This is a genomic window from Vibrio sp. MMH1-50 (assembly GCF_022347645.1).
GTDB classification, from domain to species: Bacteria; Pseudomonadota; Gammaproteobacteria; order Enterobacterales; family Vibrionaceae; genus Vibrio; species Vibrio harveyi.
The window spans coordinates 237,334-264,140 of record NZ_JAKRGG010000003.1; the positions used below are offsets into that span (position 1 = coordinate 237,334).

Below are 26,807 nucleotides of genomic sequence, written 5' to 3' on the forward strand. Positions count from 1 at the left end.
TGTATTAAGAATCGTTACCTTGCTGAATTCGACGCAGAGAACGCTCTCGTCGAGACTCTTCTCGAGTCAAATCCAACAATGTTTCTTCAATATAAGCTAAATGTGAGTGAGACATTTCACGTGCCTTTTCAGGCTGACCAGAAACAATCGCATCCACGATATTAGCTCTGTGTTTACTTACTTTATCGACCACTTCATCGCGGCGATGTAAGAGCTTTAGATTCTGTAGAACATTTTGCTCAAGCAAAGGCGCAAGGCTGCGAACAATATGAAGCAGGACGACATTGTGTGCCGCTTCAGTCAAAGCAATTAGAAACTGCATCACTGCAGCGGCTTCTGCCTCAACGTTATCGCTTTTTTGCTCTTCGCTAATTTGATTCAAACAAGCTTGAATGCGTGCAAAATCTTCATCGGTACCACGCAAAGCTGCAAAGTACGCTGAAATCCCCTCCATCGCATGGCGCGATTCAAGTAGGTCTAACTGCGTTTCTGAGTGAGTCGACAACAAGTTCAACAACGGATCTGAAAAGCTTTTCCAGATGTTTTCACTAACGAATGTGCCACCGCCTTGACGACGAGTAAGCAAACGCTTTGCTTCTAAGCGTTGAATGGCTTCACGGACAGATGGACGAGACACATCGAACTGCTTAGCGAGTTCGCGCTCTGGTGGCAACTGCTGCCCCGGAGACAATGTTCCTTCCACAATCAACCTTTCTAGCTCTTGTTCAATAACATCAGAGAGCTTTGGCTGACGAATCCTTTGATAAGCCATAATTTATTGTTCTTCTACTCTTGCAGGTAATTGGTAATACCAATTTTAAGATGGTGCAGAAATTAACATAATTAAAACGCCACTGTCCAGCCAAAAATTGACCTAAATCATAGAATGGGCTTACAACCAACACTCTGATAACAATCGACTATTAAAACAGCAATAAAATTGGTCTTACCAATTACATAAACAAAACAGATGGGAGCTCTGCGTGCTAGTAATTTTGATCAACAAAAACAAAAAATGACAAAATTATCCGTACATTTTTTCACCAACCGCTGTTTTGAGCGTTCAAAATGTAGTTAACTTTTAACAAGCATTCATATTTCTCGTATCAAAAAAAGGCATACTTGAGTGTATGCCTTATTTATTTCTGTTTTTTGAATTTACACTTTCGCTACAAGTTAGCGTTGTATTTGTTGCCTGAACTTGACCCAGTCAAAGCTTAGACCAGGATCGGCTTTTCTCAAGGGAGCGATATACTGATGCCCCGTGATTCGGGGTAAGGTGATTTTGGGGTAAGAACGCATGACCGCATGAGCCAAAGCCGTAAGTGATTGATATTGCTCTTCTGTATAAGCCACAAACTCAGTGCCTTCTAACTCAATACCAATCGAATAGTCATTGCAACGTTCACGACCAGCAAAGCTAGATTGCCCTGCATGCCAAGCTCTATCTAAAAACGAAACAAACTGAACAATTTCGCCATTACGCTTTATTAAGCAATGTGCCGAAACGCCCATTTTGTGAATTACTTCAAAAAATGGATGTGCTTTAGGATCGAGATTGCCAGTAAAAAAGTCCTCTATATATGAACCACCAAACTGCCCTGGCGGCAAACTGATGTTGTGAACCACCAGCAGAGAGATGTCATCTTTGTCTGAACGAGCATCAAAGAATGGCGATGGAACATGCTTTGCTTGCGTCAACCAACCATTCTCGATTTTTAGGCACATATCAACCTCTCTACTTTGCAAATTAACTGCTGAAATTATTGACACCGGAGAGTATCATTCGTTGCCATCTCCCTTTCAAGACAAGATTTGCGATGAAGAACACACACAACAGCCAAGAACGCCTAGAATACCTTAAGCAACAACTTCCATTAGAAATCACTCGTGCCGTAGCCGATACCCTAAAAGAAGACCTAGGTGGCACATTGGATGCAGACAAAGACATCACCGCATCGCTTATCCCAGTAGACGCTATTAACACAGCAACCATCATTACTCGTGAACACGGTGTATTTTGTGGTCAAGCATGGGCAGATGAAGTATTTAAACAACTGGGTGGCAAAGTCGCGATCGAATGGCATGTAAAAGATGGCGACAAGGTTGAACCAAACCAAACACTTTGCACACTGACTGGTCCTGCTCGTGATTTGCTCACTGGCGAGCGCAACGCGATGAACTTTATTCAAACCCTTTCAGGTTGCGCGACCATTACCGCTGAGTACGCAGAGAAAATTGCTCACACAGAGTGCCGCCTATTAGATACTCGTAAAACCATTCCGGGCTTACGTAGTGCGCTAAAATACGCAGTAGCCTGTGGCGGTGGTTTCAACCACCGTATCGGTGTATTCGATGCCTACCTTATTAAAGAAAACCACATCATTGCATGTGGCGGGATCACTCAAGCGATTACCACAGCAAAATCGTTGAACCCAGGTAAACCAGTTGAAGTGGAAACGGAAAGCTTGGACGAGCTAAAAGAAGCGATTGAAGCAGGTGCAGATATCATCATGCTCGATAACTTCACTACAGATATGATGCGTGAAGCAGTCGCTATCAATGCAGGACGCGCTGCGTTAGAAAACTCTGGCAACGTGACTCTAGAAACCATCGCTGAATACGCAGAAACAGGCGTAGATTACATCTCGGTGGGCGCTTTAACTAAGCACCTAAAAGCGATGGATCTTTCGATGCGCTTCAAGTAATCCAAACTAAATAAGCAAAAGTAATTCTCGTTAACTCATAGAGTTACTGCCATTAAACACCAATAAAGAGCCGCACGGCTCTTTATTTTTATCCGCATAAAAAAATAACACCACTCGCAAAACCTTGCATGCAATATGCAACTTGAGTGTAAAGATTTTTATCTCAGTCGAGAGCTTCTCCCTTCCCAGTTTTCTCTTTCCTCTACTCTTTTTAATCTTCTGCCCCATGCATAAGCATTAACTAAATTTATCTTAAGGAAACAAGATGAAAACGAATAAACAGAAGAAGCAGCAGGGTTTTACTCTAATTGAATTAATGATCGTGGTAGCGGTTATTGGTGTTTTAGCAGCGATTGCAATGCCACAATACCAAAAGTATGTAGCTAAAAGTGAAGTTGCATCTGTTTTAGCAACATTGACAGGAGCTAAAACTAATGTAGAAGCTTACACGGTAGAGAACGGTTTATTTCCAGATGGCTCAGCTTCTGATGCAACACCAACGGCCCTAGGGGTTCCATCAATGCATTTAGGAACTGTAGCTTTTACAGACCAAAGTACTGATGGAGGCAAAATTTCTTTTACATTTGCAACAACAGCTAGTGCGGGTGTTAGTGCTTTAGTTTCAGGGAAAAAACTGACTCTTACGCGAACGGCAACATATGGAGGATGGGATTGCTCATCATCTGATTTGGATAGCGAATTGCTTCCTAAAACTTGTAAATAATGCTAACCAACCTCTCAACGGTTCTTCGTCAAGCGGGAATACTGACCTTTTCCCAAGAAGAATCGTTACTTGAGCAAGCTAAAGCTTCTGGCATTTCGATGCCGGAGGCTTTACTCAGTTCTGGCTTTTTTCAATCTCACGAGTTGACTGAGCACCTGAGCTCTATCTTTGGGCTTTCCTGCACATCACTCAGTCAGTATGAGTACTCGTCGCTGTGTCAAAAGCTTGGCTTGCGCGATCTGATCACTCGACATAATGCCTTGCCACTCAATCGCACATCTTCGACATTAATACTCGCAGTTGCAGACCCAACTAACTTACAAGCGGAAGATGACTTTCGTTTTGCTACCGGCTTACAAGTCGAGCTTGTTCTGGCGGATTTTAAAGAACTCACCGCAGCCATTCGTCGTTTATATGGTCGTGCACTCGGTCAAGAAAAGTCCGGTCTTAAAGAAATCAACCAAGATGAACTGGCAGGTCTCGTTGATATTGGTGAGGACGAAATTGAGAACATTGAAGATCTCAGCCAAGATGAATCGCCTGTTAGTCGTTATATTAACCAAATTCTGCTCGATGCCGTTCGTAAAGGGGCTTCCGATATTCACTTCGAGCCCTATGAAAACATGTACCGAGTGCGTTTGCGTTGCGATGGCATCTTGATCGAAATTCAGCAGCCTCCGAGCCATTTAAGCCGTCGCCTCTCAGCCCGAATAAAGATCCTATCTAAGCTTGATATCGCTGAGCGCCGTTTACCACAGGATGGTCGCATCAAGCTCAAATTAAACCAAGACACCGCGATTGACATGCGAGTCTCCACGCTGCCAACTCTGTTTGGGGAGAAAATCGTACTGCGTTTGCTCGACAGCAGTTCTGCAGCATTAGATATCAATAAACTCGGATACAGCGATCATCAAAAGCAATTGTATTTAGAAGCACTGCGCCGCCCACAAGGCATGATCCTAATGACAGGACCAACGGGCAGCGGCAAAACGGTTTCTCTTTACACTGGTTTGAGCATTCTCAATAAAACCGAGATTAACATTTCCACCGCTGAAGACCCCGTTGAGATCAACTTACCCGGCATTAACCAAGTTCAAGTTCAACCTAAGATCGGCTTTGGCTTTGCAGAAGCGCTTCGCTCTTTCTTGCGTCAAGATCCCGATGTAGTCATGGTGGGTGAGATCCGAGATCTCGACACGGCAGAAATCGCGATCAAAGCGTCACAAACCGGGCACTTAGTCCTTTCTACCCTGCATACCAACTCCGCCGCCGAGACGGTCATTCGCTTATCAAATATGGGGGTAGAAAGCTTTAACCTCGCATCCTCTCTTAGCTTGATCATCGCTCAGCGTTTAGCACGAAAGCTTTGTCCACATTGCAGACAAACTCAAGAACCTAACAGCCAACTTCAACATATTGGAATTACCAGCACTGAAGATATCTTCCAAGCGAATCCTGATGGTTGTAACGAATGCACCCAAGGATACTCTGGTCGCACTGGCATTTACGAAGTGATGAAGTTTGATGAATCCCTATCAAATGCGCTCATCAAAGGCGCTTCAGTACACGAATTAGAAAAGCTAGCGATTGCCAATGGTATGCAGACTCTACAAATGTCCGGCATTGAAAAGCTCAAACAAGGCGTCACCAGCTTTAGTGAGCTGCAACGCGTTCTCTATTTTTAACTTCTCAGATTTTATTAGGCAGTTACTTACACTATGAAAACCATCGCTCCACAACTTAAGAACTACCGTTGGAAAGGCATTAATAGCTCGGGTAAAAAAACCTCTGGTAATGTGCTCGCAATGACAGAGGTCGAGGTAAGAGAGCGCCTTGATGCTCAGCACATCAAGATAAAAAAACTCAAAAAAGGCAGTATTTCTTTTATCACCAAGATAAGTCATCGAGTAAAAGGCAAAGACATTACGGTGTTTACTCGTCAAATCGCCACCATGTTGATGACTGGCGTCCCTATTGTTCAGGCACTCAAGTTAGTTTCAGAGAACCATAAAAAAGCTGAAATGAAATCGATCCTAATGAGTGTGACGCGAGCGGTAGAAGCAGGGACACCGATGTCGAAAGCCATGCGTACCGCTAGCACGCACTTTGATCCACTTTACACCGACTTAATAGCAACAGGTGAGCAGTCCGGTAACTTATCCCAAGTCTTTGAGCGTCTGGCAACCTACCGAGAAAAAAGCGAGCAGTTGCGTGCAAAGGTTATTAAAGCGCTCATTTACCCGGCGATGGTGGTATTAGTAGCACTTGGGGTTTCTTATTTAATGCTGACAAAGGTTATTCCTGAGTTTGAAAAAATGTTTACAGGTTTTGGTGCCGAATTACCCGCCTTCACCCAGATGGTACTCAACCTTTCTGCTTGGACCCAAAATTGGGGTCCCTTCATTGGGCTGAGCTTTGTGAGCTTACTCATTTCTGGCAAAATCATGTCACAACGCTCCGACTCATTTCGTCTTTTGACTGCACGGTCGAGTTTAAGAGTACCTATTTTAGGACCAGTTTTATCCAAAGCTGCCATTGCGAAGTTTAGTCGTACTTTGGCGACCAGTTTTAGCGCAGGTATTCCTATCCTAACCGCCTTGAAAACTACCTCAAAAACCTCTGGTAACATGCACTATCAATTGGCAATCGAAGAGGTATATCGAGATACTGCCGCTGGTATGCCAATGTACATTGCCATGCGTAACTGTAACGTCTTCCCAGAATTGGTATTGCAAATGGTCATGATTGGTGAAGAGTCAGGTCGCTTAGATGACATGCTCAACAAGATAGCCGCTATTTATGAGTTCGAAGTCGATAACACCGTCGACAACCTCAGTAAGATTTTGGAACCGTTGATCATTGTTTTTCTGGGTGTCGTTGTCGGTGGTTTGGTGACAGCAATGTACTTACCAATCTTTAACTTGATGAGCGTATTGGGATAGAATGATCCTTTAGCAAATTAATTCTATCAAAACAGCACCTTGCTCGTTTGATTTACCGCTCAAGAGACTGATATGGAAGTATTCCAGTACTACCCATGGCTATTCGTTGTATTTACCGCTATTTTTGGTTTGATCGTGGGTAGTTTCCTCAACGTAGTTATTTACCGTTTACCTAAGATCATGGAACTAGAATGGCGACGCGAGTGTGCTGAATCATTCCCTGAATACAAGATCGAGCCACCAAAAGAGACATTAACCTTAAGCGTGCCACGTTCATCTTGTCAGCAATGCGGTACACATATCCGCATTAGAGACAATATCCCTGTGATTAGTTGGCTATTACTAAAAGGTAAATGCCACAACTGCCAATCACCTATCAGTGCCCGTTACCCTCTTATCGAACTGCTTACCGCTTTTTGTTCGGGTTTTATCGCTTTTCATTTCGGTTTTAGCTACTTCACTGTGGCGCTGGTTTTCTTTACCTTTGTATTGATTGCTGCCACATTTATCGACCTTGATACCATGTTGCTGCCAGACCAACTCACACTGCCATTGATGTGGGCGGGTATTGCTCTTGCTCTTGCCGGTATCAGCCATGTAAGTCTTCAAGATTCTATTATTGGAGCAATGGCAGGCTACTTATGTCTTTGGAGTGTTTATTGGTTATTCAAACTCCTCACAGGCAAAGAGGGAATGGGCTATGGCGACTTTAAACTCCTTGCTGCATTAGGAGCTTGGCTGGGCTGGCAATCTCTGCCGATGATCATTTTACTTTCTTCGGTAGTAGGCGTCATTTTTGGTCTTATCCAGCTGCGCTTGCAAAAGCAAGGTATCGAAAAAGCCTTTCCTTTTGGCCCTTACCTTGCAATTGCAGGATGGGTGAGCCTAATTTGGGGCAATCAAATCCTCAACTGGTACTTTACGTCGATTCTAGGAGTGTAAATGGCTTTTGTTATTGGCCTAACCGGCGGTATTGCGAGCGGCAAAACCACCGTGGCAAACCTATTCAAACAGCAGTTCAAAATAGACATCGTTGACGCTGATATTGTGGCTCGTGAAGTCGTAGAGCCAGGCACACCTGGACTTAATGCCATCATTGAGCACTTTGGCACTGATATTGTCCGAGATGATCAAACACTTGATAGAGCCAAATTGAGAGAAAAAATCTTCTCTAACCCAGAAGAGAAAGCATGGGTGAATGGGTTATTGCACCCAATGATTCGCGAAAAGATGATCGAAGACTTGGAGCAAGTCACATCAGACTACGCTCTTTTAGTTGTACCTTTATTGGTAGAAAACAAGCTCGATAGTTTGTGCGATCGTGTACTTGTCGTTGATGTCGAGCCACAAACCCAGATCTCAAGAACGGTGAAACGCGATAACGTGAGCGAAGAGCAAGCAAAAGCTATCTTGGCATCTCAAGCATCTCGTGAACAACGACTTGCTCTGGCTGATGATGTGGTTAAGAATAATCCAGATGACCCAGATCTTTTGCTTCAAATCACAGATTTACACGAAAAGTACCTAGCCATGTGTAAGAAAAATCTGCGAAAATAGGAATGAAACTCACCAAGGCTACTGTCGATGACCACGCACAAATTTGAACATCCGCTAAATGAAAAAACTCGCATTTATTTAAGAGTTGAGTCTTTGTTGCGTCAGGCTCACCTAGCCTCTGGTTTTGCTGACAATCATCAGTATCAACTGTTCTTCCGTGCACTCTTTGATATGATCGAGATCTTTGAGCAAATTCAATTAAAAAGCGAACTGGCAAAAGATCTTGAAAAGCAACGTTTAGCTTATCGCAATTGGCTTAATGTCGATGGTGTCGATCAGCAAGCCCTTAGCGAACTCTTAAAAGAGATCGACGTGGTCCATAGCCAACTGATGACTGCTGAGCGTTTTGGTCAGGCACTTAAAGAAGATCGCTTCTTAAGTTCAATTCGCCAACGCTTTAACTTACCTGGAGGGTCATGTTGTTTTGATCTTCCTGCGTTGCACTACTGGCTTCATTTACCTATTGAGCGTAAAAAACACGATGCAGAACAGTGGCAAGCGAGTTTAAAACCTTTGTCTGATGCCTTAGCACTCTGGCTCAAGCTGACTCGCGAAACAGGACATTTCAAAGCACAAATCGCTCGCACTGGATTCTTCCAAAGCGACGCGGACGAAGCCAACATCCTGCGTTTACACATTCCAATGGAATACGGTGTCTACCCGATGATCTCGGGTCATAAAAACCGTTTTGCCATCAAATTCATGGCTTTTGAAAGCGGTCAAGCTTGTACTCAAGACGTTGAGTTTGAACTCGCTGTTTGTAGCTAAGCGCAACTCGCACTACTATTGCCATAACACCTTTGAACACCGAATAAATAGGACGAATGACGATGTCTAAAATTACAGTCGTTCCATGCCCACAATGTGGTGCCGACGTAGAGTGGGGAGAGCAAAGTCCTCACCGCCCTTTCTGTAGCAAACAGTGCCAAATGATTGATTTTGGCGAATGGGCTGACGAAGAAAATACCATTCCTGGCGCACCAGATATGTCGGACAGTGATGGTTGGTCTGAAGACCAATACTAAGAAGCTAGAACTCAGAAACGAGAGCACCACGCTTCGAGAATAAAAAGAAGGGTTGATGTGAGAACATCGGCCCTTTTTGTTTTTTATTACGCCGAAAGAGAGATTCCGACAATGCGCATTCGTCGCTTTCGGGAGTAACGTTGTTTGAGTTCATTTATTTGTTTTTTATTCGTCATCCTCAAGAGCGAGGAACGAGCGAGTTGGGGATCCCTTTTTTACTCTCTCGTAGGACAAATGCCGCTCACTAACCGAAGCGCTCTACTATATCAGAGCAAGTATTCCTGACTCTCGAAGCATAACGTCCTTTTTCGCGCATAAAAAAACGGAGCCCAAATGGGCTCCGTTTACTATGAGAACGCTAGTTATAGCATTACTTCTTAGCAAGTTTCTCTTTGATACGAGCAGACTTACCAGAACGCTCACGTAGGTAGTACAACTTGGCACGACGTACTGCACCACGGCGTTTAACTTCGATGCTATCAACGATTGGAGAGTGTGTTTGGAACGTACGCTCAACACCTTCACCGTTAGAGATCTTACGTACAGTGAAAGCAGAGTGAAGACCACGGTTACGGATTGCGATTACAACGCCTTCGAAAGCCTGTAGACGCTCACGGTCACCTTCTTTAACTTTAACCTGAACTACAACAGTGTCACCTGGTGCAAATTTAGGTAGGTCTGATTTCATTTGCTCTTCTTCAAGAGCCTTGATGATGTTACTCATTTTTTAAATTCCTAGAATAAACTGATACTAAATAAATTAGGTTACTTTGCACTATGTTCACTAATGAACTCAGCAAGTAATTGTTCCTGTTCGTCAGTCAGAGCTAGGTTTTCCAGGAGCTCTGGTCTTCTAAGCCAAGTTCGGCCCAGCGACTGTTTTAGTCGCCATTGACGAATGTCCTTGTGATTGCCTGACATCAGTACCGCTGGTACTTCTTTGTCATCCAATACTTCTGGACGCGTATAGTGAGGGCAATCTAACAAACCATTTGCAAAAGAATCTTCCTCTGCTGACGCGAAATCCCCTAGTACACCCGGAACAAACCGAGAGACAGAATCGATTAACGTCATGGCAGGTATCTCACCACCCGTCATCACAAAATCCCCAATCGACCATTCTTCGTCGACTTCAGATTGAATGATGCGCTCATCTACCCCTTCGTAACGACCACAAATCAGAAGTAAATTCTCATTCGTTGCCAGTTCTTCAACGCCTTTCTGGTCGAGCTTACGACCTTGAGGAGAAAGGTAAATGACTTTCGTCTTACCCGGTGAGGCTGCTTTCGCGGTATGAATGGCATCGCGCAAAGGCTGAACCATCATTAACATACCAGGACCACCACCGTAAGGTCGGTCATCGACAGTGCGATGTTTGTCATGAGTGAAATCACGAGGATTCCAAGTCTCAATCGACAAAAGACCTTTTTTAACCGCTTGACCTGTTACCCCAAAATCAGTAACAGAACGGAACATTTCAGGAAAAAGGCTAATAACGCCAACCCACATGTTTATCTCGCTCTGTAATTTTGGAGATTAGAATCCAGGATCCCAGTCAACTTCGATCCGTTGAGCTTCGCGATCAACTTTGATGATCACTTGCTCTTCAAGGAACGGGATTAATCGTTCCTTTTGCCCGAAAGCATCTTTTAGATTTGCTTTAACAACCAGAACATCGTTTGAGCCAGTTTCTAGAATGTCAGATACGACACCGAGATCGTAACCTTTAGTGGTTACTACTTGCATCCCAAACAATTCACGCCAGTAGAACTCATCTTCTGACAATTCAGGTAGTACCGCAGGGTCAATAGCAATCTCAAAGTTCGTCAGTAAGTGTGCGTCTTCACGAACTTCCAGACCTTCAAGCTTAGCCACCATACCTTTGTTATGGCGCTTCCAGCTTTCTACTTTGAACTCAACCCACGTACCCTTTTGGTTAATAAACCAAGGGCTGTAATCGAAAATGCTTTCAGCATTGTCTGTGTAGGAAAAAACTTTAAGCCAACCACGAATGCCGTAAGTAGCACCAAACTTGCCTACAACAATCTTTTCGTTGCTCATTGTTTCTTTACCTTTCATCGACATAAACTAGTTTCTACTTCTAAAGTAAAAATTAAGCCGCTTTTTGAGCGTCTTTAACTAGCTTAGCAACGCGGTCAGATAGAGACGCGCCTTGACCAACCCAGTGGTTAACGCGGTCTAGGTCTAGACGTAGACCTTCTTCTTGACCTTGTGCAGTTGGGTTAAAGAAACCAACTTTCTCGATGAAACGGCCAGTTGCAGCGTTGCGGCTGTCCGCTACTACGATTTGATAAAATGGACGCTTCTTAGCGCCGTGACGTGCCAAACGAATGGTTACCATGTCGTCCTCTTTGCTTTCTCAAAAATAAAATTAACCCCAACAATCATCCAAAAAACTGAATAATCTGGGGTCTCGTGCCAAAATAAAGCTCCGGAATTTTACTCTTATCCCGGAGCAATGCAAGGGGTTTAGTTACTTTTTCACCAACATAAATTGAAATCCAAGTTTGTGACGTAGCTAACACCCTGAAACTAAAGTCTAGGCAATCGTTTAACGACCAAATGGGTTGAAGCCACCGCCTCCACCCATGCCACCCATCATGCCTTGCATGTTACGCATCATGCCTTTCATGCCGCCCTTCTGCATTTTCTTCATCATCTTCTGCATTTGGGTGAATTGTTTCAGTAGACGGTTAACATCTTGAACCTGAACACCAGAGCCAGCAGCGATACGCTTTTTACGCGAACCTTTGATGATTTCAGGACGTTGACGCTCTTTCATCGTCATTGAGCTGATGATCGCTTCCATTTGCTTAAACATTTTGTCATCGACTTTGTCTTTAACGTCTGATGGCAGTTGGGACATACCTGGTAGCTTATCTAGCATGCCCATCATACCACCCATGTTCTGCATTTGACCGAGCTGTTCACGGAAGTCTTCAAGGTCGAAGCCTTTCTTCTCTTTGAACTTCTTCGCTAGTTTCTCTGCTTTGTCTTGGTCAACATTACGTTGTAGGTCTTCGATAAGTGACAGTACGTCACCCATACCAAGAATACGCGATGCAACACGATCTGGGTGGAATGGTTCTAGTGCGTCGGTTTTTTCACCAACACCTAGGAATTTGATTGGCTTACCCGTAATGTGACGAACTGATAGCGCCGCACCACCACGTGCATCACCATCCACTTTAGTCAGAATCACACCAGTTAGTGGTAGTGCATCACCGAATGCTTTTGCTGTGTTCGCCGCATCTTGACCTGTCATTGCATCAACAACGAACAGTGTTTCAACCGGGTTAATCGCTGAGTGAAGATCTTTAATCTCACCCATCATTTCTTCATCGATAGCCAAACGACCAGCGGTATCGACAATTAATACGTCGTAGAATTTCTTCTTTGCGTGGTCAATTGCTGCATTAGCAATATCAAGTGGCTTTTGATCTGGTGAAGATGGGAAGAAATCGACACCGATGTCTGATGCTAGGGTTTCTAGCTGCTTGATCGCTGCAGGACGGTAAACGTCGGCAGACACAACCAAAACTTTCTTCTTATCACGCTCTTTTAGAAGCTTAGATAGCTTACCTACCGATGTAGTTTTACCCGCACCTTGTAGACCCGCCATCAAAAGCACTGCTGGCGGCTGCGCTGCTAGGTTCAGTGCTTCATTAGATTCACCCATTACCGCTTCAAGCTCAGCTTGAACGATCTTGATGAACTCTTGACCCGGCGTTAGGGATTTAGAAACTTCTACACCTACCGCTTTTTCTTTAACGCGGTTTACAAATTCACGTACAACAGGAAGCGCAACGTCCGCTTCCAATAGTGCCATGCGTACTTCACGTAGGGTTTCTTTAATGTTGTCTTCGGTCAGACGACCTTTACCACTGATATTCTTCAGCGTTTTGGATAATCGATCCGTTAAATTCTCAAACATCTTTGTCTCTTCGCTAAAATGGCGATTAATTAGTGTGAGTATACCTTAGCCAACGTCACAGTCATACCCGAACACGGCTCTTATCCTTAACTTGAGGGCTAACTCGTTAATTTCAATATCTCATCTCTCGTGATTGATGAGGCATAGCCCATAGCCCCAAAGAGTAATGCAAGGTATAATTTTCACCATTGTGCACAATAACTCTTAAGATTCATGGATAGCTTAATTGCCATCGCAGCCGCCATTCTTTACGTTCTGGCAATTGCGACCATCATTCCCGGACTCTCTCAACAGTCAGGAATTAAAGCGAAAACCGTATTTGCCAGCGCGGCATGTGCGTTGGTTTTTCACGCTTGGATTCTGAGTGATCTGATTTTCGACGGTTCAGGGCAAAACCTCAGCATTCTTAATGTCGCCTCTCTTATCAGCTTTATTATCTCACTGGTGATGAGCGTTGCGATGCTGAAGAACCGCTTGTGGTTCCTTCTTCCTGTGGTTTATAGCTTTGCTGCCATCAATTTAACTGCTGCTACTTTCTTACCAAGCACTTTTATTAAGCATTTAGAGAACGACCCTAAGCTACTTATACACATTTCCTTTGCGCTCTTTTCCTACGCAACTTTAACTATCGGTGCCCTATACGCACTGCAACTTGCGTGGCTCGACCACAAACTAAAAGCCAAGAAGTCGTTAGCAATTAATCCGAATTTGCCACCTTTGATGATGGTAGAGCGTCAACTGTTCAAGATTATTTTGATTGGTAACTTGCTCCTAACGGGAACCTTGATTACTGGTTTTGTTTTTGTACAAGACATGTTTGCTCAAGGAAAAGCTCATAAAGGTATCCTTTCTTTCATCGCTTGGGTTGTGTACTCAATTCTACTTTGGGGGCATTACCAGAAAGGCTGGCGAGGCAAGAAAGTGACATGGTTCGCGGTAGCAGGGGCGACCTTGTTAACCTTAGCGTACTTCGGTAGTCGCTTTGTAAAAGAAATCATCTTAAGTTGATGTTCTCCATCTATAAAATGCAATTAATAAGGAGCCTAGGGCTCCTTATCCTTTATATTAAAGGGCAAATAAAATAGAGTAACCCTTATTGCATTGACTTAATGACCAAGCTCGGTCATAAATTAACCAAACACATACAAGGAACAGCAGCGTTTTGGACGACATATCTACGGGTATCTTATTTGCGCTACTCGCGTGTCTTATCGTCATATCAGGTTACTTCTCCGGTTCAGAAACAGGGATGATGTCTTTGAACCGATACCGCTTAAAGCACTTAGCCAATAATGGGCATAAAGGGGCGAAGCGAGTCGAAAAACTACTAGACCGCCCAGATCGACTGATTGGTCTTATTCTTATCGGTAACAACCTCGTCAATATTCTCGCGTCTGCCATCGCGACCATTTTAGGTATGCGGTTATACGGAGACTTAGGGGTTGCGATTGCCACTGGCGCACTCACCATGGTTGTCCTTGTGTTTGCAGAAGTCACACCGAAGACCATCGCCTCGCTTTACCCTGAGCGCGTCTCTTACGCGAGCAGCATTCTCCTCACCATTCTAATGAAAATTCTGTCACCTCTGGTGAGGTTAGTGAACTTCATTACTAACGGTTTTATCCGTTTGATTGGTGTGAAAGCCGACCACACCACAGAAGATCATCTAAGCTCAGAAGAACTGCGCACCGTCGTTAATGAAGCAGGCGGTCTTATCCCTCGTCGTCACCAAGACATGCTGGTATCGATTCTGGATCTAGAACACGTCACCGTTAACGACATCATGGTGCCACGCAATGAGATCACAGGGATCGACATCAATGATGATTGGAAATCTATCGTCCGTCAGCTTACTCACTCTCCTCATGGTCGCATTGTGTTGTACCGTGATCAGATTGATGAAGTCGTTGGTATGCTGCGCCTACGTGAAGCATACCGATTAATGCTAGAGAAGAATGAATTCAACAAAGAAACACTACTCCGCGCTGCTGATGAGGTGTACTACATCCCAGAAGGTACGCCACTGAATGTGCAGATGTTGAAATTCCAGCGTAACAAGCAGCGTATCGGTTTGATTGTCGATGAGTATGGTGACATTAATGGTCTCGTCACTTTGGAAGATATCTTAGAAGAAATTGTTGGTGAATTTACGACTTCCATTGCACCAAGCTTGTCAGAAGAGATTACTCCTCAAGGTGATGGCAGCTTCCTAATTGAAGGTAGCGCCAACATTCGTGACATCAACAAAGGCTTGAAATGGAAACTACCAACCGATGGTCCACGCACTTTGAACGGTCTGATTCTAGAGCATTTAGAAGACATTCCTGAAAGCCACTTGAGTGTGCAAGTTGCCGGACATCCAATGGAAATTGTCGATATTGAAGAGAACCGCATCAAGCTGGTGAAGGTGTACCCAAAGCTCAAGAAGAGCAGTTAACTTCACCACTTTGAATATTCTAATCAACAAAAAATAGCCTGACAGTGTCAGGCTATTTTTTTGTTTTCAGAGATCTAAACTCAACGCTAAGTTAGTCGATACGTAACTCTTTCAGCATAGATTCTGGCAGTGCCAAATCATCATTCTTATTGACTGCAACGCCCGCTTCTAGAATGTTTTTCGCGATTTGCTTTGCCTCATCTAAAGAGTGCATTGCAGCTGTACCACATTGGTATTCATTCAGCTCAGGGATCTTGTTTTGACTTTCTACTTTCAATACGTCTTCCATTGCTGCAACCCAAGCATCCGCCACTTGCTGCTCTGAAGGCGTACCAATCAAGCTCATGTAAAAACCGGTACGGCAACCCATTGGTGAGATATCGATGATCTCAACGCTATCACCGTTTAAGTGGTTGCGCATAAAGCCAGCGTACAAATGCTCTAAAGTGTGAATTCCCTTCTCAGAAAGGATGTCTTTGTTCGGTGCAGTAAAACGTAAGTCAAATACTGTGATGGTGTCTCCCTTTGGAGTTTGCATCGTTTTAGCCACACGAACTGCTGGCGCATGCATACGTGTGTGGTCTACGGTAAAACTGTCTAATAAAGGCATTACATCTCTCCTGATTGTAACCTCCAATACTTACACGTATTGGTCATTATTTCTGTTCATTTCCCCTCTGACTATTAGGGGGGAGACTAAAAGAACCAGCTGCTGTTGTCTTCTAATTCCTGACGACATTGCTTCAGCTGCCAGCCATAAGTCTTGGCGGTTTGCTCCACGCGTCTTGCAACTTTAACTAAGCTAGGTTTGCTTTTATAGGTCCCACGCTTATAGCCACCACGTCCTTCATGGTACGCAAGATACTGGTTGTAAGGGTCCCATAACGAAATGCCTAATTGACGACGAGTCTCATGGGTATACCAACCGACAAACATCATTGAATCGTCAAAATTGGTGCGTGAACCACCTTGTCCTGTCGCTTTTTGAAAATCTTCCCAAGCAGGGTCTTGAGCTTGAGCATAACCGTAAGCACTGCTGACACGTCCCCATGGAATAAAACCGAGAATGTAATCTTTTGGCGGTCGAGCATCATGACGAAAGCTACTTTCTTGCTTAATGATCGCCATGGCAACATTTATCGGTGTGCCCCACTCTTCTTCCATGTCTTTGGCATCTTCGTACCAACCGGATTTTTCTCGGAATATTTCACATAGGTTATCTTGTTGTTTTGGGGGCGCAGTTGCACAACCGGCTAACATCACGCTCCCAAGCACAGACACCACTAACGGCTTAATGTCCAATCCCTGCCCTTACTGCTGGTTATTGTTTTAAGTAAGCAAAGTAATCTTCTAGGAAATCATCGAACGATAGAGTATCACTTTGCTCTGCTTGTTTTTGTTTCTCTACCGATGTTGCAACTTCCGTTTCCATTGCATCGGCTGAATATTGTTCATAGTTGTGTGCTAGGTTTTCTTCGCGGAATTTCATGCCAAGCGCACAACCCACTTTACCTAAACCACCATGCTCTTTTGTCAGCTCAAGCAACTGACCAGAAATGGTTAGCTCTGGCTCATCAATCCAAGACTCAAGTTTGTCACAAACTGCTTGGTACGCATTTCCACCAGCAACCGAGTCCATTTCAACCGCAATCTGACGAAGGTCAGCAAACACACGATGTGCCCAGTCTTGTAGAGACAGGCGCTCACCTTGGCAACCGATTTGTAGCATCAAACCTTTCTCACGACCAGACACAATGACCTTGTTCCAGTTGTCACGCCAGCATTCAAGCTCACAGTTGTCCATTGGGTCAGAATCTGAAAGTGCCGCCCAAGTAAGGAATAGATCAAGGAAGCGAACCTGCTCTTCACTCACACCAACGGCGCTGAACGGGTTCACGTCTAGCGAACGAACTTCAATGTACTCTACACCGCCACGTTTAAGCGCTTCAGAAGGTTTTTCACCACTCTTAGTTACACGTTTAGGACGAATTGGCGCGTACAGTTCGTTTTCAATTTGCAGAATGTTCGAGTTAAGTTGACGGTATTGACCATCCACTTTTACCCCAATCTGAGCAAACTCTTCCGATGGGTGACGAATTGCATCGTCTAGACCATCAAGATACTGCTCGATAGAGTTAAAGCCAATCTTAAGTACGCTTTGTGCGCTGTTGGTGTAACCGAGATCACTTAGGCGCAGCGACGTCGCTTTAGGCAAGTATAGAGTGCCGCCAACTTTCTCAAATGGTAGGTCAGTTTCACGACCTTGAATGAATGAACCACAAAGTGCTGGTGACGCCCCAAAGAAGTACGGAATCATCCAGCCAAAACGGTAGTAGTTACGAATCAGCGCAAAGTACGCAGCAGATTTCGTTTCTTGGCGTGCTTCTTCATCTTGTTCACCATGCAAAGCGTCCCAGAATGATTCAGGAAAAGAGAAGTTAAAATGCACGCCCGAGATAATTTGCATCAGGCTACCGTAGCGGCGTTTTAGACCTTCACGGTAAAGCGTTTTCATTTTAGCTGAGTTCGATGAGCCATATTGTGCCAGCTGAATATCATCCTCCGAGCCCACGTAACATGGCATTGAAAGTGGCCACATTTTCTCTTCACCCATTTTGGTTTGAGTGAAGTGATGGATATCTTTCAACTGCCCCATTAATTCAGGGATCTCGTGCGATACAGGAGTAATGAACTCCAGCAGAGATTCTGAAAAGTCGGTCGTAATCCATTTGTTTGTGAACGCTGAGCCCAAACCCTCGGGATGAGGTGTTGTTGCTAGGTGTCCATCCTGACGATAGCGCAAAGTTTCTCGCTCAACACCGCGTCCAAACTGCTTAAATACTTCTGGGTTTGATGCAACTTGTTTTAGTCGCGCAGCAAAATCAGTCAAAATGAGGTTCGCTTATATTGGGAGCAGGACACTCGCCAAGCGTGGCAAGTGAAAGCTAAGTTGTTGATATATAATCCATCTAGATAAATAACCCATCAAAAAGTCATTTATCTAGTTAGAAACGAATAGCGGAGAGTCTCCTCTCCGCTATTAAATGTGTACTCTATCGAATGATTTCAAGCTCTTCCACGTCTTTCCCTAACTTTTCTAGTTGAGGGCGAAGGGATTTCGCGTCCCCGACAACAACTATCTGGTAGTCATTCGGGTCGAACCATTTCTGTGCTAGAGCGTTGAGAGTCTGTTTGTCGACAGTCTCAACAATAGCGTTTCGTTGCTGTAAGTAGTCTTTGTCTAAGTTGTATTTCAAAATATCACTGATGAGTTTGCTTTTCTGTGTAGGCGTCTCATATTTCAGTGCATCTTTTTGACCGACTGCTTGGCGCATAAATTTCAATTCATCTTCAGTCATGCCCGATTGTGAGAACTCATTCAACTCATTCTCCATTTCTACAATAGAGGCAATGGTCGAATCCGCACGCACTTGCGCTGTAAATACAACAGAACCCGTTTCTACATTTCCAGAGAAATAGCCATAGGCACCATAAGTGTAGCCTTTGTCTTCACGAAGGTTTTGGTTGATACGACTGTTAAAGTTACCGGCTAAGTTGAAGTTTGCTAACTGACCCAGATAGAAATCTCCCGTCGCATCATAAGGCATGCCTTGACGGACCATCATGACCACACTTTGCGGAGCTCCTGGCTTATCCACCAAATGAACTTTTTGTGGACCTAGCGGAGCAATGGCTTGAGGGGCATACAAAGGTGCCGCTTCATCTTCCCAATTTGCCCAAAACGACAATTGTTTCTCAACGTCAGCTTTGCTGATATCACCAACCGCTATAATTTGCGCACTTTGAGGTGTGTAGTGCTTCGCATAGAAATCACGCACGTCATCGAGAGTCAGGGCTTGGAGCCCCGCTTTGGTGCCATCTTTTGGACGAGCAAAAATAGAATCTCCGTACAATACTTGACGACTAGCTTGCGACGCCATCCAACTTGGTTTTTGATGCTCATACACCAAGCCTTCTAACGCTTGCGTCTTAACTCGGTCAAAGTCTTCTTGCTTAAATGCCGGAGACAACAACATCTCTTCGACAATCTTAAGTGTTGGCGCTAGATTTTTCTTCAGGGCGGAAACACTAATGTCTGTTGTGTAACCTGTCGCATCGACAGAAATAACACTACCTAACTTATCAAGTTCAGCTTGAATCTCTTCTACCGAACGTTTGGTTGTTCCTTCTTGCAGCATAGCGGCAGTCAGTTGAGCCAAACCTTCCTTACCAGCTTCAACGAAACGTGTTCCAGCAGGTAAACTAAACTGCATGGTGACGGTTGGTGTTTCACTGCTTACTGTACCCAACAACTCAGAACCATTGTTGAAGTGGATGTCATACAACTTCGGCATGGTTGCCTCAACAGGCGCCCCCACAGGTGGTTGAATAGAACGGTCAAAGTTGTCAGTTGCTCGGCGGTAAGCCAATTGATCGTCTGAGATTTTTTCATACTCAGGAAGAGTGCGTTTTGGTGTCACGAATGTCGCTGGTTTCACAGCAAGCTCTGTTTTACCTTTTGGCACAACACTCAAGGTGACCTTGTTCTTACCTTGAATAAAATCACTGTATGCTTTTTCTACCGACTCAGGCGTTACAGCACGAAGTTGCTCAAGCTGTTCCTCAATCAAATCTGGCTTGCCGAAGAAAGTTTGATTCGACGCTAGCTGTGTCACTTTACCTTTCACACTTTCTAAAGCGAAAATCGCATCGGCTTCAGATTGACCTTTAAGTTGCTCCAAACGATCTTTCGTCACCCCGTCCTTCGCAAACTTACCCAACGATGTCATCAGCTCATCATATAGCTTGGTGAGGTCGCCTTTATCACCAGAATCACCCATCGCGTAGACGTAAAAATTACAAGAAAGCTCAGCACAGTCATGGAAAGAACCTGCATCTACTGCTTTTTGTGTTTTTACTAGGTCTTGGTAAAGCACGCTGTTAGTACCACTACCTAACACGCTTGATAGAGTATCAAGTGACGCTTGAGTGGCTTCGCCATTGTAGGTTGTCGGCCATGCCACCATAACCATTGGTTGCTGGATACGATCTTCTAAGGTGATGAACTTGCTTTCTGCTAGCTTTGCAGGCTGCTTAGGTGCATTTTCCACTTCAGGTCCGCGAGGGATTGAACCAAAGTACTTATTCACCCACGCTAATGTTTGCTCAACATCGATATCACCACCAATGGTTAGTACTGCGTTGTTTGGACCATACCAACGCAGGAAGAAGGCTTTCAGATCGTTCACATCAACGCGGTCAAGATCTTCAACGTAACCGATCGTTTGCCACGAGTATGGATGACCTTCTGGGTACAGCGCTTCTGCCATGCGTTCCCAAATCAAACCATAAGGACGGTTGTCATAACGCTGCGCGCGTTCGTTTTTAACTGTTGAGCGTTGAATTTCAAACTTATGCTGTGAGACGGCATCGAGCAAAAAGCCCATGCGGTCTGACTCAAGCCACAACATTTTTTCTAACTGATTAGCAGGAACAGTTTCAAAGTAGTTCGTGCGGTCACGGTTAGTCGTGCCGTTTAGTGTACCGCCAGCTTCTGTAATGATCTTAAAGTGCTCTTGGTCACCAACGTTCTCAGAACCTTGGAACATCATATGCTCGAAGAAGTGAGCAAAACCAGATTTGCCAATTTCTTCACGTGCCGAACCAACGTGATATGTCACATCAACGTGTACAAGTGGATCCGACGCTTCAGGTGCCAGAATGACCGTCAAACCATTGTCCAACTGATACTTCTGGTATGGAATTTTCACTTTGCCTTCTTCCGCTTTTGATGACTCTACGAAAGTAACTCCATCAGGCAATGATGATACAGGGGAGTTTGATGCACAGCCCGTGATCACTAATAGTGAACACGCGCTAACCCAAAACATTCTCATGCGCTTTCCTTAAAATAAACCGAGATAGATGGCGGCCAACAAGCTATACCTTGCGGCTTTGCCTAAAAATATAAGAACCAAACACGGCAGAAATTTCATCCTTAACCATCCTGCCGCTAAACATAGCGGGTCGCCAATCACTGGCAACCAACTAAAAAACAATCCCCAATACCCGTATTTGGACAGCCACTTCAATGCGGTATGCCCATGCTTCTCATCCTGAGTTCTATTTGGAATCCACAAACCCAACCAATAGTTGGTGAGACCGCCCAAGGTATTACCAATGGTGGCAACAATAATGATGGAAGAAACCGAGTATTGGTTTAACGATAAGGTGGCAATCAATCCAGCTTCAGAGCCACCCGGCAATAGAGTGGCACTAAGAAAACCAGTAATGAATAGCACCCACAATGCGGAGTCAGAAAACCATAAAGCTAAGTTTTCAAAGGCAGCATTAAATGCCTCTAACATGTCATATCAAGCAAGATCTTGCCTCGCGTCCGCCCCGATTCAACTTGTTTGTGAGCTTCAATAACATCGGTCATCGGATAGACGTGTTGTACTTCAGTTTTTAACAGCCCAACGCCAACCATGTACAACAAAGTGTCAAGTTGTTCACGGTCAGGTTCGACTAACATACCGCTGGCTTCAAAACCAAGTAGCTTGGCTTTTTCACAAATCAGTTCTGCAGTAATCGTTGGAACAGTAATGACTCGAGCGTTATCTGTCAGGCATTTGAGTGCGTCTAAAGCGGCATCGCCACCAACAAGATCAATCAAAACATCCACATCTTCAACACGTTCTGACACTGGTGCAAATTGATAGTTCACTGCGTGTGCACCTAAAGTAGCGAGGTAGTCCAAATTTCGTTCACTACAGGTGGTAAACACTTCTGCTTTGGTCGCAACTGCAATTTGCACGGCTAAGTGACCAACACCACCAGCTCCGGCAAGTATCAATACACGGTCACCTTCAGTCACATTAGCTTTACTAAGCGCTTGAGCCGCAGTTTGACCTGCAAGTGGCAATACTGCCGCTGCCTCTAAGGCGACCGAATTGGGAACGTGACTTAATTCAGATTCAGGAACACAAACGTATTGGCTGTAACCGCCTCCTCGAATAGGGAAACCGATAAAGCCAGCTACCTCATCACCCTCTTGAAAACGAGAGGTATCTTCGCCACATGAAACGACTTTCCCCGAAATATCATAACCGGGTACCCAAGGTAAGTTGTCTTTGTTTTGTGCCGCAGCCCAACCAAGCCCCGCTCGCGTTTTGACATCAATAGGGTTAACGCCAGAGTATGCCACTTTAACTAAGACTTCCCCTGTTTGTGGGGTTGGTGTTGAGGTGGTTTGAATTGCAAGAACTTCTGCGTTGCCGAATTCGGTAATAGCGATCTGTTTGTGTTCCATAACCCATTCCCTGAGAGAAAACAAAAAGGGATGCAAGAGCATCCCTTTGACTATAAACCATTTTGTTTACCGAAGTTAATCGTCAATTTGTAAATTGGTAGATAATTCTATTTCACCAATTTTCCAACAAACAACTCAAGATGGTGTACTACCCCACCAGTGCCAGTAAGATACCAGCGGCAACCGCCGATCCAAGAACACCAGCTACGTTTGGTCCCATTGCGTGCATCAGCAAGAAATTTTGTGGGTTTGCTTCCAAACCGACCTTGTTCACAACACGCGCTGCCATTGGTACTGCAGAAACGCCTGCAGCACCGATAAGTGGGTTGATGTCTTCTTTCGAGAACTTATTGAGAAGCTTCGCCATCAAAACACCTGCCCCAGTACCGATACTGAATGCGACTGCACCGAGTCCCAAGATACCTAGCGTTTCTAGATTCAAGAACTGCTCAGCTTGCAGCTTAGAGCCCACACCAAGACCTAAGAAGATCGTTACGATATTGATCAGCTCGTTCTGAGCGGTTTTCGATAAACGATCCACCACGCCAGCTTCACGCATCAAGTTACCCAGACAGAACATACCAACCAACGGTGTCGCGGAAGGTAAGAACAAAATCGTCATCAGTAACACAGCAAGCGGGAAGATCACTTTCTCCCACTTACCAACGTGACGAAGCTGGGCCATCTTGATCTGGCGTTCTTCCTTAGTGGTTAGGGCTTTCATGATCGGCGGCTGAATGATCGGCACCAGTGCCATGTAGCTGTATGCTGCCACGGCAATCGCACCTAACAGGTCTGGAGAGAGCTTACTCGCTAAGAAGATCGCCGTTGGGCCATCCGCACCACCGATAATCGCGATAGACGACGCATCCGCCATGGAGAACTCCATACCCGGAACATAGTTAAGCAGAATCGCCCCAAACAGCGTCGCGAAAATACCAAACTGCGCCGCAGCACCTAGCCACAAGGTTTTTGGGTTTGCAATCAAAGCACCAAAATCAGTCATCGCCCCCACGCCCATGAAGATCAGCAGCGGGAACACGCCCGATTCGATACCAATGTAATAAACGTAGTAGAGCAAACCACCTGGATCGGTAAAGCCAGCATTGGGAATGTTCGCTAAAATGGCACCAAAACCAATAGGTAATAACAGTAAGGGTTCAAAGCCTTTTTTGATCGCCAAAAACAGCAAGGTGCAACCAACCAGCATCATACAGATTTGGCCGAACTCAAAGTTAGCGATCCCTGTTTCTGACCATAAGGTCATCAATCCGTCCATGATACTCCCTTACGCCAGACTCAGCAGTGGTGAACCAACAGTAACGGCATCACCTTCTTTCACGTTCAGTTCTTGAACCACCCCACCGCGCGCAGCACGAACTTCTGTTTCCATCTTCATAGCTTCTAGGATGAGTAGAACGTCACCTTCCGCTACTTCAGCACCGGGCTGAACATTCACTTTAAAGATGTTACCAGCAAGAGGTGCAGGAACCGCTTCAGCAGCACTATTAACAGGAGCATTTGGCGCTGCAGGTTGAACCGGTGCGGTTGCCCCACTTGGCGTTACCGATGTTAATTGCCCCTGCGGACCTACTTCAACTTCATAAACTTGCCCATCAACTCGCACGCTGTATGTTTCAACACCACCAGCAGCAGCCTGTGTTACTTGTGCAGCGGCAGGTTTCGCAGCTTCTAACGTTGGTGCTGGCTCAAACGCATCTGGGTTGCCACGGTTTTTCAGGAATTTCAGACCAACTTGAGGGAATAACGCGTAAGTTAATACATCATCGACACGTTCGCTCGCAAGCTTAATGCCTTCAGATTGCGCTTTCTCCATCAAATCAACAGTTAGGGTTTCCATTTCCGCTTCAAGCAAGTCCGCTGGACGACAGGTAATTGCCTCTTTACCATCAAGTACTTTCGCTTGTAATTCAGCATTAACTGGCGCAGGAGCGGCACCGTATTCACCTTTTAAAACACCTGCCGTTTCTTTGGTGATGCTCTTGTAGCGCTCACCTGTCAGAACGTTGATTACCGCTTGAGTACCAACAATCTGAGATGTCGGCGTGACCAGTGGAATAAAGCCAAGATCTTCACGTACACGTGGGATCTCTTCCAATACTTCATCAATTCGGTCCGCAGCGCCTTGCTCTTTTAACTGACCTTCCATGTTGGTCAGCATGCCCCCTGGAACTTGGGCGATTAGAATCCGTGAATCCACACCTTTTAGCTGACCTTCCCACTTCGCGTATTTTTTACGTACTTCACGGAAGTAAGCCGCGATAGGCTCGATTTGGTCTAGTTTCAGATTAGTATCTCGCTCAGTGCCTTGCAGCATCGCAACCACGGTCTCAGTAGGCGTATGACCGTATGTACAACTCATCGAAGAAATCGCAGTATCAAGAATATCGATACCCGCTTCTACAGCTTTCACGGCAGTAGCAGTAGATAGACCGGTCGTTGCATGACAGTGAAGCGCTAGTGGCACATCACAAGATGCTTTGATGCGTGTGATCAGCTCTTCCGCTTCATAAGGTTTAAGCAGACCAGACATATCTTTAATACAAAGAGAGTGACAACCTAAGTCTTCAAGACGTTTAGCAAGGTCAACCCATGTGTCTGCGTTATGCACTGGGCTCGTGGTGTAAGACAATGTTCCTTGCGCATGTGCACCAACATCAACAGTGGCTTTCACCGCTTTTTGGAAGTTACGTACGTCATTCATTGCATCAAAGATACGGAATACATCCATACCATTCACGTGCGCACGCTCAACAAACTTCTCTACTACGTCATCGGCATAATGGCGGTATCCTAAAAGGTTTTGACCACGCAGTAGCATTTGCATTGGTGTATTTGGCATTGCTTTTTTCAATTCGCGTAGGCGCTCCCATGGGTCTTCACCCAAGAAACGGATACACGCATCAAATGTTGCGCCACCCCAGGTCTCTAACGACCAGTAACCAACCTTATCTAACTCAGCTGCGATAGGCAGCATATCTTCGATACGCATACGCGTAGCAAACAGGGATTGATGGGCGTCACGAAGGACCACATCAGTGATAGCTAGTGGTTTAGACATGCTCTTAAACTCCTTTTTAATCCTATCTTTCGGCTACTTCGCGACTGAGGCGCGATGTTTATGAATCGCAGCCGAGATCGCCGCCACTACTTGTGGACTAACAGCTGAAGAGGTTGATTGAACGTTGGTATTTGTTTTCGGTGCTGCGATCGGCGCTGGTACTTCTTCTGGCACCAATTTAGACATTAGCCGAACGAGATAAACTAGAATGGTGAGGAAAATAAATACGACCGCCATCCCTGTTAGCATCAGGGTGGCCGCATCTACTAGCAGGCTTCCTATATTCGTCATGTTGCTTCCTTTCTTTGTCATCCTGACAATGCGCAGGACTTTAATAGCGTCAAATCCCGACCAATGGATTATCTCGATTGGTTAAATTTTGTCAATTTTGTTTAAGGAAGCTTTTAAATAATCTCTAACATTGATTATTTATTCACTACTCAGATCACAAATTGCACTAAAATTCACTTCCCTAGTGGGATCGCTCAACATATAACCACACTAAATTAAAGTACTTGCAAAAACTGCGATTGGGATTTCAAAATGAAAAGAGGCTTTAAGAATAAAGTGAAATAAAAACAAAAGGATAGAATAAATTAACACACCAAAAACACGACATTAACAATAATAAAACATTAGTTTTATTATCGATGCTTGGATGGGGTTCTCTACCATCGTAAATCAATCTGGCTCGAGAAAGCGCAAGGTGGAGCTTTAAGATGACTATTTAAGCGAAACAAGCGTATTAGCGAAAATAGCTCAGGATCAGGCGCTTGAAGCAGAATCTAGCGCGAAGAAGCGGTGATAAATACGCAAGAGAGACACAATATCTTAGCCAAGCAGCAGATACAAAAAAGCCTCGCATAAGCGAGGCTTTTTAAAGAGTGGCGCGTCCTGGAGGATTCGAACCTCCGACCGCCTGGTTCGTAGCCAGGTACTCTATCCAGCTGAGCTAAGGACGCACGATTTTCGATATCAGTATTCCCAATATCAGGAGTTCACAAGGAAACCCTAAAGAGTGGCGCGTCCTGGAGGATTCGAACCTCCGACCGCCTGGTTCGTAGC

The 26,807-nt window shown here is 44.9% G+C and carries 26 protein-coding genes and 1 tRNA gene; 10 read left to right on the plus strand and 17 right to left on the minus strand.

The window, feature by feature from the left end; translation table 11 throughout:
* Window positions 1-4: 4 nt before the first annotated feature.
* Window positions 5-772: a pyruvate dehydrogenase complex transcriptional repressor PdhR gene (gene pdhR / locus MHO32_RS04355; RefSeq protein ID WP_009699648.1), complete on the minus strand. Its 768-nt coding sequence runs from the start codon at window positions 770-772 to the stop codon at window positions 5-7.
* A 404-nt stretch (window positions 773-1,176) separates the two neighbouring features.
* Complete coding sequence (gene ampD / locus MHO32_RS04360) at window positions 1,177-1,728, minus strand: 1,6-anhydro-N-acetylmuramyl-L-alanine amidase AmpD (protein ID WP_239210716.1); 552 nt, start codon at window positions 1,726-1,728, stop codon at window positions 1,177-1,179.
* Window positions 1,729-1,820: 92 nt separating this feature from the next.
* On the opposite strand from ampD, the gene nadC reads away from it, so the two are divergent.
* The 8 genes from nadC to yacG all read left to right on the plus strand — a co-directional run bounded on the left by nadC (window position 1,821) and on the right by yacG (window position 8,956).
* Window positions 1,821-2,708 carry a carboxylating nicotinate-nucleotide diphosphorylase gene (gene nadC, locus MHO32_RS04365; protein ID WP_239210717.1) on the plus strand — a complete coding sequence of 296 codons (888 nt, stop codon included), beginning with the start codon at window positions 1,821-1,823 and terminating at the stop codon, window positions 2,706-2,708.
* A 265-nt stretch (window positions 2,709-2,973) separates the two neighbouring features.
* Window positions 2,974-3,432, plus strand: a complete 459-nt coding sequence (locus MHO32_RS04370; protein ID WP_239210719.1) for a pilin — start codon at window positions 2,974-2,976, stop codon at window positions 3,430-3,432.
* Window positions 3,432-5,117 carry a type IV-A pilus assembly ATPase PilB gene (pilB, locus tag MHO32_RS04375; RefSeq protein WP_239210720.1) on the plus strand — a complete coding sequence of 562 codons (1,686 nt, stop codon included), beginning with the start codon at window positions 3,432-3,434 and terminating at the stop codon, window positions 5,115-5,117. Before MHO32_RS04370 ends, pilB begins: the two co-directional genes overlap by 1 nt.
* Before the next feature lie 33 nt (window positions 5,118-5,150).
* Entirely contained in the window at window positions 5,151-6,374 is a 1,224-nt protein-coding gene (locus tag MHO32_RS04380; RefSeq protein WP_005446256.1) for a type II secretion system F family protein, read from the plus strand.
* Window positions 6,375-6,446: 72 nt separating this feature from the next.
* Window positions 6,447-7,316 carry a prepilin peptidase gene (locus MHO32_RS04385; RefSeq protein ID WP_045488712.1) on the plus strand — a complete coding sequence of 290 codons (870 nt, stop codon included), beginning with the start codon at window positions 6,447-6,449 and terminating at the stop codon, window positions 7,314-7,316.
* Window positions 7,317-7,931 carry a dephospho-CoA kinase gene (coaE, locus tag MHO32_RS04390; RefSeq protein ID WP_017817675.1) on the plus strand — a complete coding sequence of 205 codons (615 nt, stop codon included), beginning with the start codon at window positions 7,317-7,319 and terminating at the stop codon, window positions 7,929-7,931. It begins immediately after the preceding gene.
* Between the two features lie 27 nt (window positions 7,932-7,958).
* Window positions 7,959-8,699, plus strand: a complete 741-nt coding sequence (zapD, locus tag MHO32_RS04395) for a cell division protein ZapD (RefSeq protein ID WP_005446251.1) — start codon at window positions 7,959-7,961, stop codon at window positions 8,697-8,699.
* A 62-nt stretch (window positions 8,700-8,761) separates the two neighbouring features.
* Window positions 8,762-8,956: a DNA gyrase inhibitor YacG gene (gene yacG / locus MHO32_RS04400; protein WP_005446249.1), complete on the plus strand. Its 195-nt coding sequence runs from the start codon at window positions 8,762-8,764 to the stop codon at window positions 8,954-8,956.
* 370 nt (window positions 8,957-9,326) lie between these two features.
* Here yacG and rplS read toward each other — a convergent pair whose 3' ends face one another.
* The 5 genes from rplS to ffh all read right to left on the minus strand — a co-directional run bounded on the left by rplS (window position 9,327) and on the right by ffh (window position 12,911).
* Window positions 9,327-9,680 (minus strand): 50S ribosomal protein L19, encoded by a 354-nt coding sequence (rplS, locus tag MHO32_RS04405; protein ID WP_005379971.1) that lies wholly within the window; start codon window positions 9,678-9,680, stop codon window positions 9,327-9,329.
* 41 nt (window positions 9,681-9,721) lie between these two features.
* Window positions 9,722-10,465 carry a tRNA (guanosine(37)-N1)-methyltransferase TrmD gene (gene trmD, locus MHO32_RS04410; protein ID WP_005446247.1) on the minus strand — a complete coding sequence of 248 codons (744 nt, stop codon included), beginning with the start codon at window positions 10,463-10,465 and terminating at the stop codon, window positions 9,722-9,724.
* A gap of 27 nt (window positions 10,466-10,492) precedes the next feature.
* Window positions 10,493-11,041, minus strand: a complete 549-nt coding sequence (gene rimM, locus MHO32_RS04415) for a ribosome maturation factor RimM (protein ID WP_005446245.1) — start codon at window positions 11,039-11,041, stop codon at window positions 10,493-10,495.
* Window positions 11,042-11,069: 28 nt separating this feature from the next.
* Window positions 11,070-11,318 carry a 30S ribosomal protein S16 gene (gene rpsP / locus MHO32_RS04420; protein WP_004410028.1) on the minus strand — a complete coding sequence of 83 codons (249 nt, stop codon included), beginning with the start codon at window positions 11,316-11,318 and terminating at the stop codon, window positions 11,070-11,072.
* 210 nt (window positions 11,319-11,528) lie between these two features.
* Window positions 11,529-12,911, minus strand: coding sequence for a signal recognition particle protein (ffh, locus tag MHO32_RS04425; RefSeq protein ID WP_005446242.1), 1,383 nt, complete (start codon window positions 12,909-12,911; stop codon window positions 11,529-11,531).
* 213 nt (window positions 12,912-13,124) lie between these two features.
* Between ffh and MHO32_RS04430 the strand changes: the two genes are divergently transcribed.
* Both MHO32_RS04430 and MHO32_RS04435 read left to right on the plus strand, forming a co-directional pair.
* Window positions 13,125-13,919 carry a cytochrome C assembly family protein gene (locus MHO32_RS04430; RefSeq protein ID WP_005446240.1) on the plus strand — a complete coding sequence of 265 codons (795 nt, stop codon included), beginning with the start codon at window positions 13,125-13,127 and terminating at the stop codon, window positions 13,917-13,919.
* A gap of 154 nt (window positions 13,920-14,073) precedes the next feature.
* Window positions 14,074-15,348 (plus strand): HlyC/CorC family transporter, encoded by a 1,275-nt coding sequence (locus MHO32_RS04435; protein WP_005446238.1) that lies wholly within the window; start codon window positions 14,074-14,076, stop codon window positions 15,346-15,348.
* A 91-nt stretch (window positions 15,349-15,439) separates the two neighbouring features.
* Here the strand turns inward: MHO32_RS04435 and luxS are convergent, their stop codons facing one another.
* The 10 genes from luxS to MHO32_RS04485 form a co-directional block, all read right to left on the minus strand.
* On the minus strand, window positions 15,440-15,958 hold the full coding sequence (gene luxS, locus MHO32_RS04440) for an S-ribosylhomocysteine lyase (RefSeq protein ID WP_005448429.1): 519 nt from the start codon (window positions 15,956-15,958) through the stop codon (window positions 15,440-15,442).
* Between the two features lie 86 nt (window positions 15,959-16,044).
* Window positions 16,045-16,650, minus strand: a complete 606-nt coding sequence (locus tag MHO32_RS04445; protein ID WP_029790340.1) for a transglycosylase SLT domain-containing protein — start codon at window positions 16,648-16,650, stop codon at window positions 16,045-16,047.
* Window positions 16,651-16,669: 19 nt separating this feature from the next.
* A complete protein-coding gene (gene gshA, locus MHO32_RS04450; protein WP_017817672.1) occupies window positions 16,670-18,238 on the minus strand; it encodes a glutamate--cysteine ligase in 1,569 nt (522 codons plus the stop codon).
* A 163-nt stretch (window positions 18,239-18,401) separates the two neighbouring features.
* Window positions 18,402-21,245, minus strand: coding sequence for a M16 family metallopeptidase (locus MHO32_RS04455; RefSeq protein ID WP_049535458.1), 2,844 nt, complete (start codon window positions 21,243-21,245; stop codon window positions 18,402-18,404).
* Window positions 21,246-21,254: 9 nt separating this feature from the next.
* A complete protein-coding gene (locus tag MHO32_RS04460; RefSeq protein ID WP_009698760.1) occupies window positions 21,255-21,716 on the minus strand; it encodes a YqaA family protein in 462 nt (153 codons plus the stop codon).
* Entirely contained in the window at window positions 21,710-22,660 is a 951-nt protein-coding gene (locus tag MHO32_RS04465; protein ID WP_009701936.1) for an NADP-dependent oxidoreductase, read from the minus strand. The genes MHO32_RS04460 and MHO32_RS04465 overlap by 7 nt, the downstream gene beginning before the upstream one ends.
* Window positions 22,661-22,808: 148 nt before the next feature.
* Entirely contained in the window at window positions 22,809-23,939 is a 1,131-nt protein-coding gene (locus MHO32_RS04470; RefSeq protein ID WP_005438059.1) for a sodium ion-translocating decarboxylase subunit beta, read from the minus strand.
* Between the two features lie 9 nt (window positions 23,940-23,948).
* Window positions 23,949-25,742, minus strand: a complete 1,794-nt coding sequence (gene oadA, locus MHO32_RS04475; RefSeq protein ID WP_005448438.1) for a sodium-extruding oxaloacetate decarboxylase subunit alpha — start codon at window positions 25,740-25,742, stop codon at window positions 23,949-23,951.
* Between the two features lie 33 nt (window positions 25,743-25,775).
* Entirely contained in the window at window positions 25,776-26,033 is a 258-nt protein-coding gene (locus MHO32_RS04480) for an oxaloacetate decarboxylase subunit gamma (protein ID WP_005448441.1), read from the minus strand.
* Window positions 26,034-26,627: 594 nt separating this feature from the next.
* A tRNA-Arg gene (locus MHO32_RS04485) sits at window positions 26,628-26,704 on the minus strand.
* Window positions 26,705-26,807: the final 103 nt, after the last annotated feature.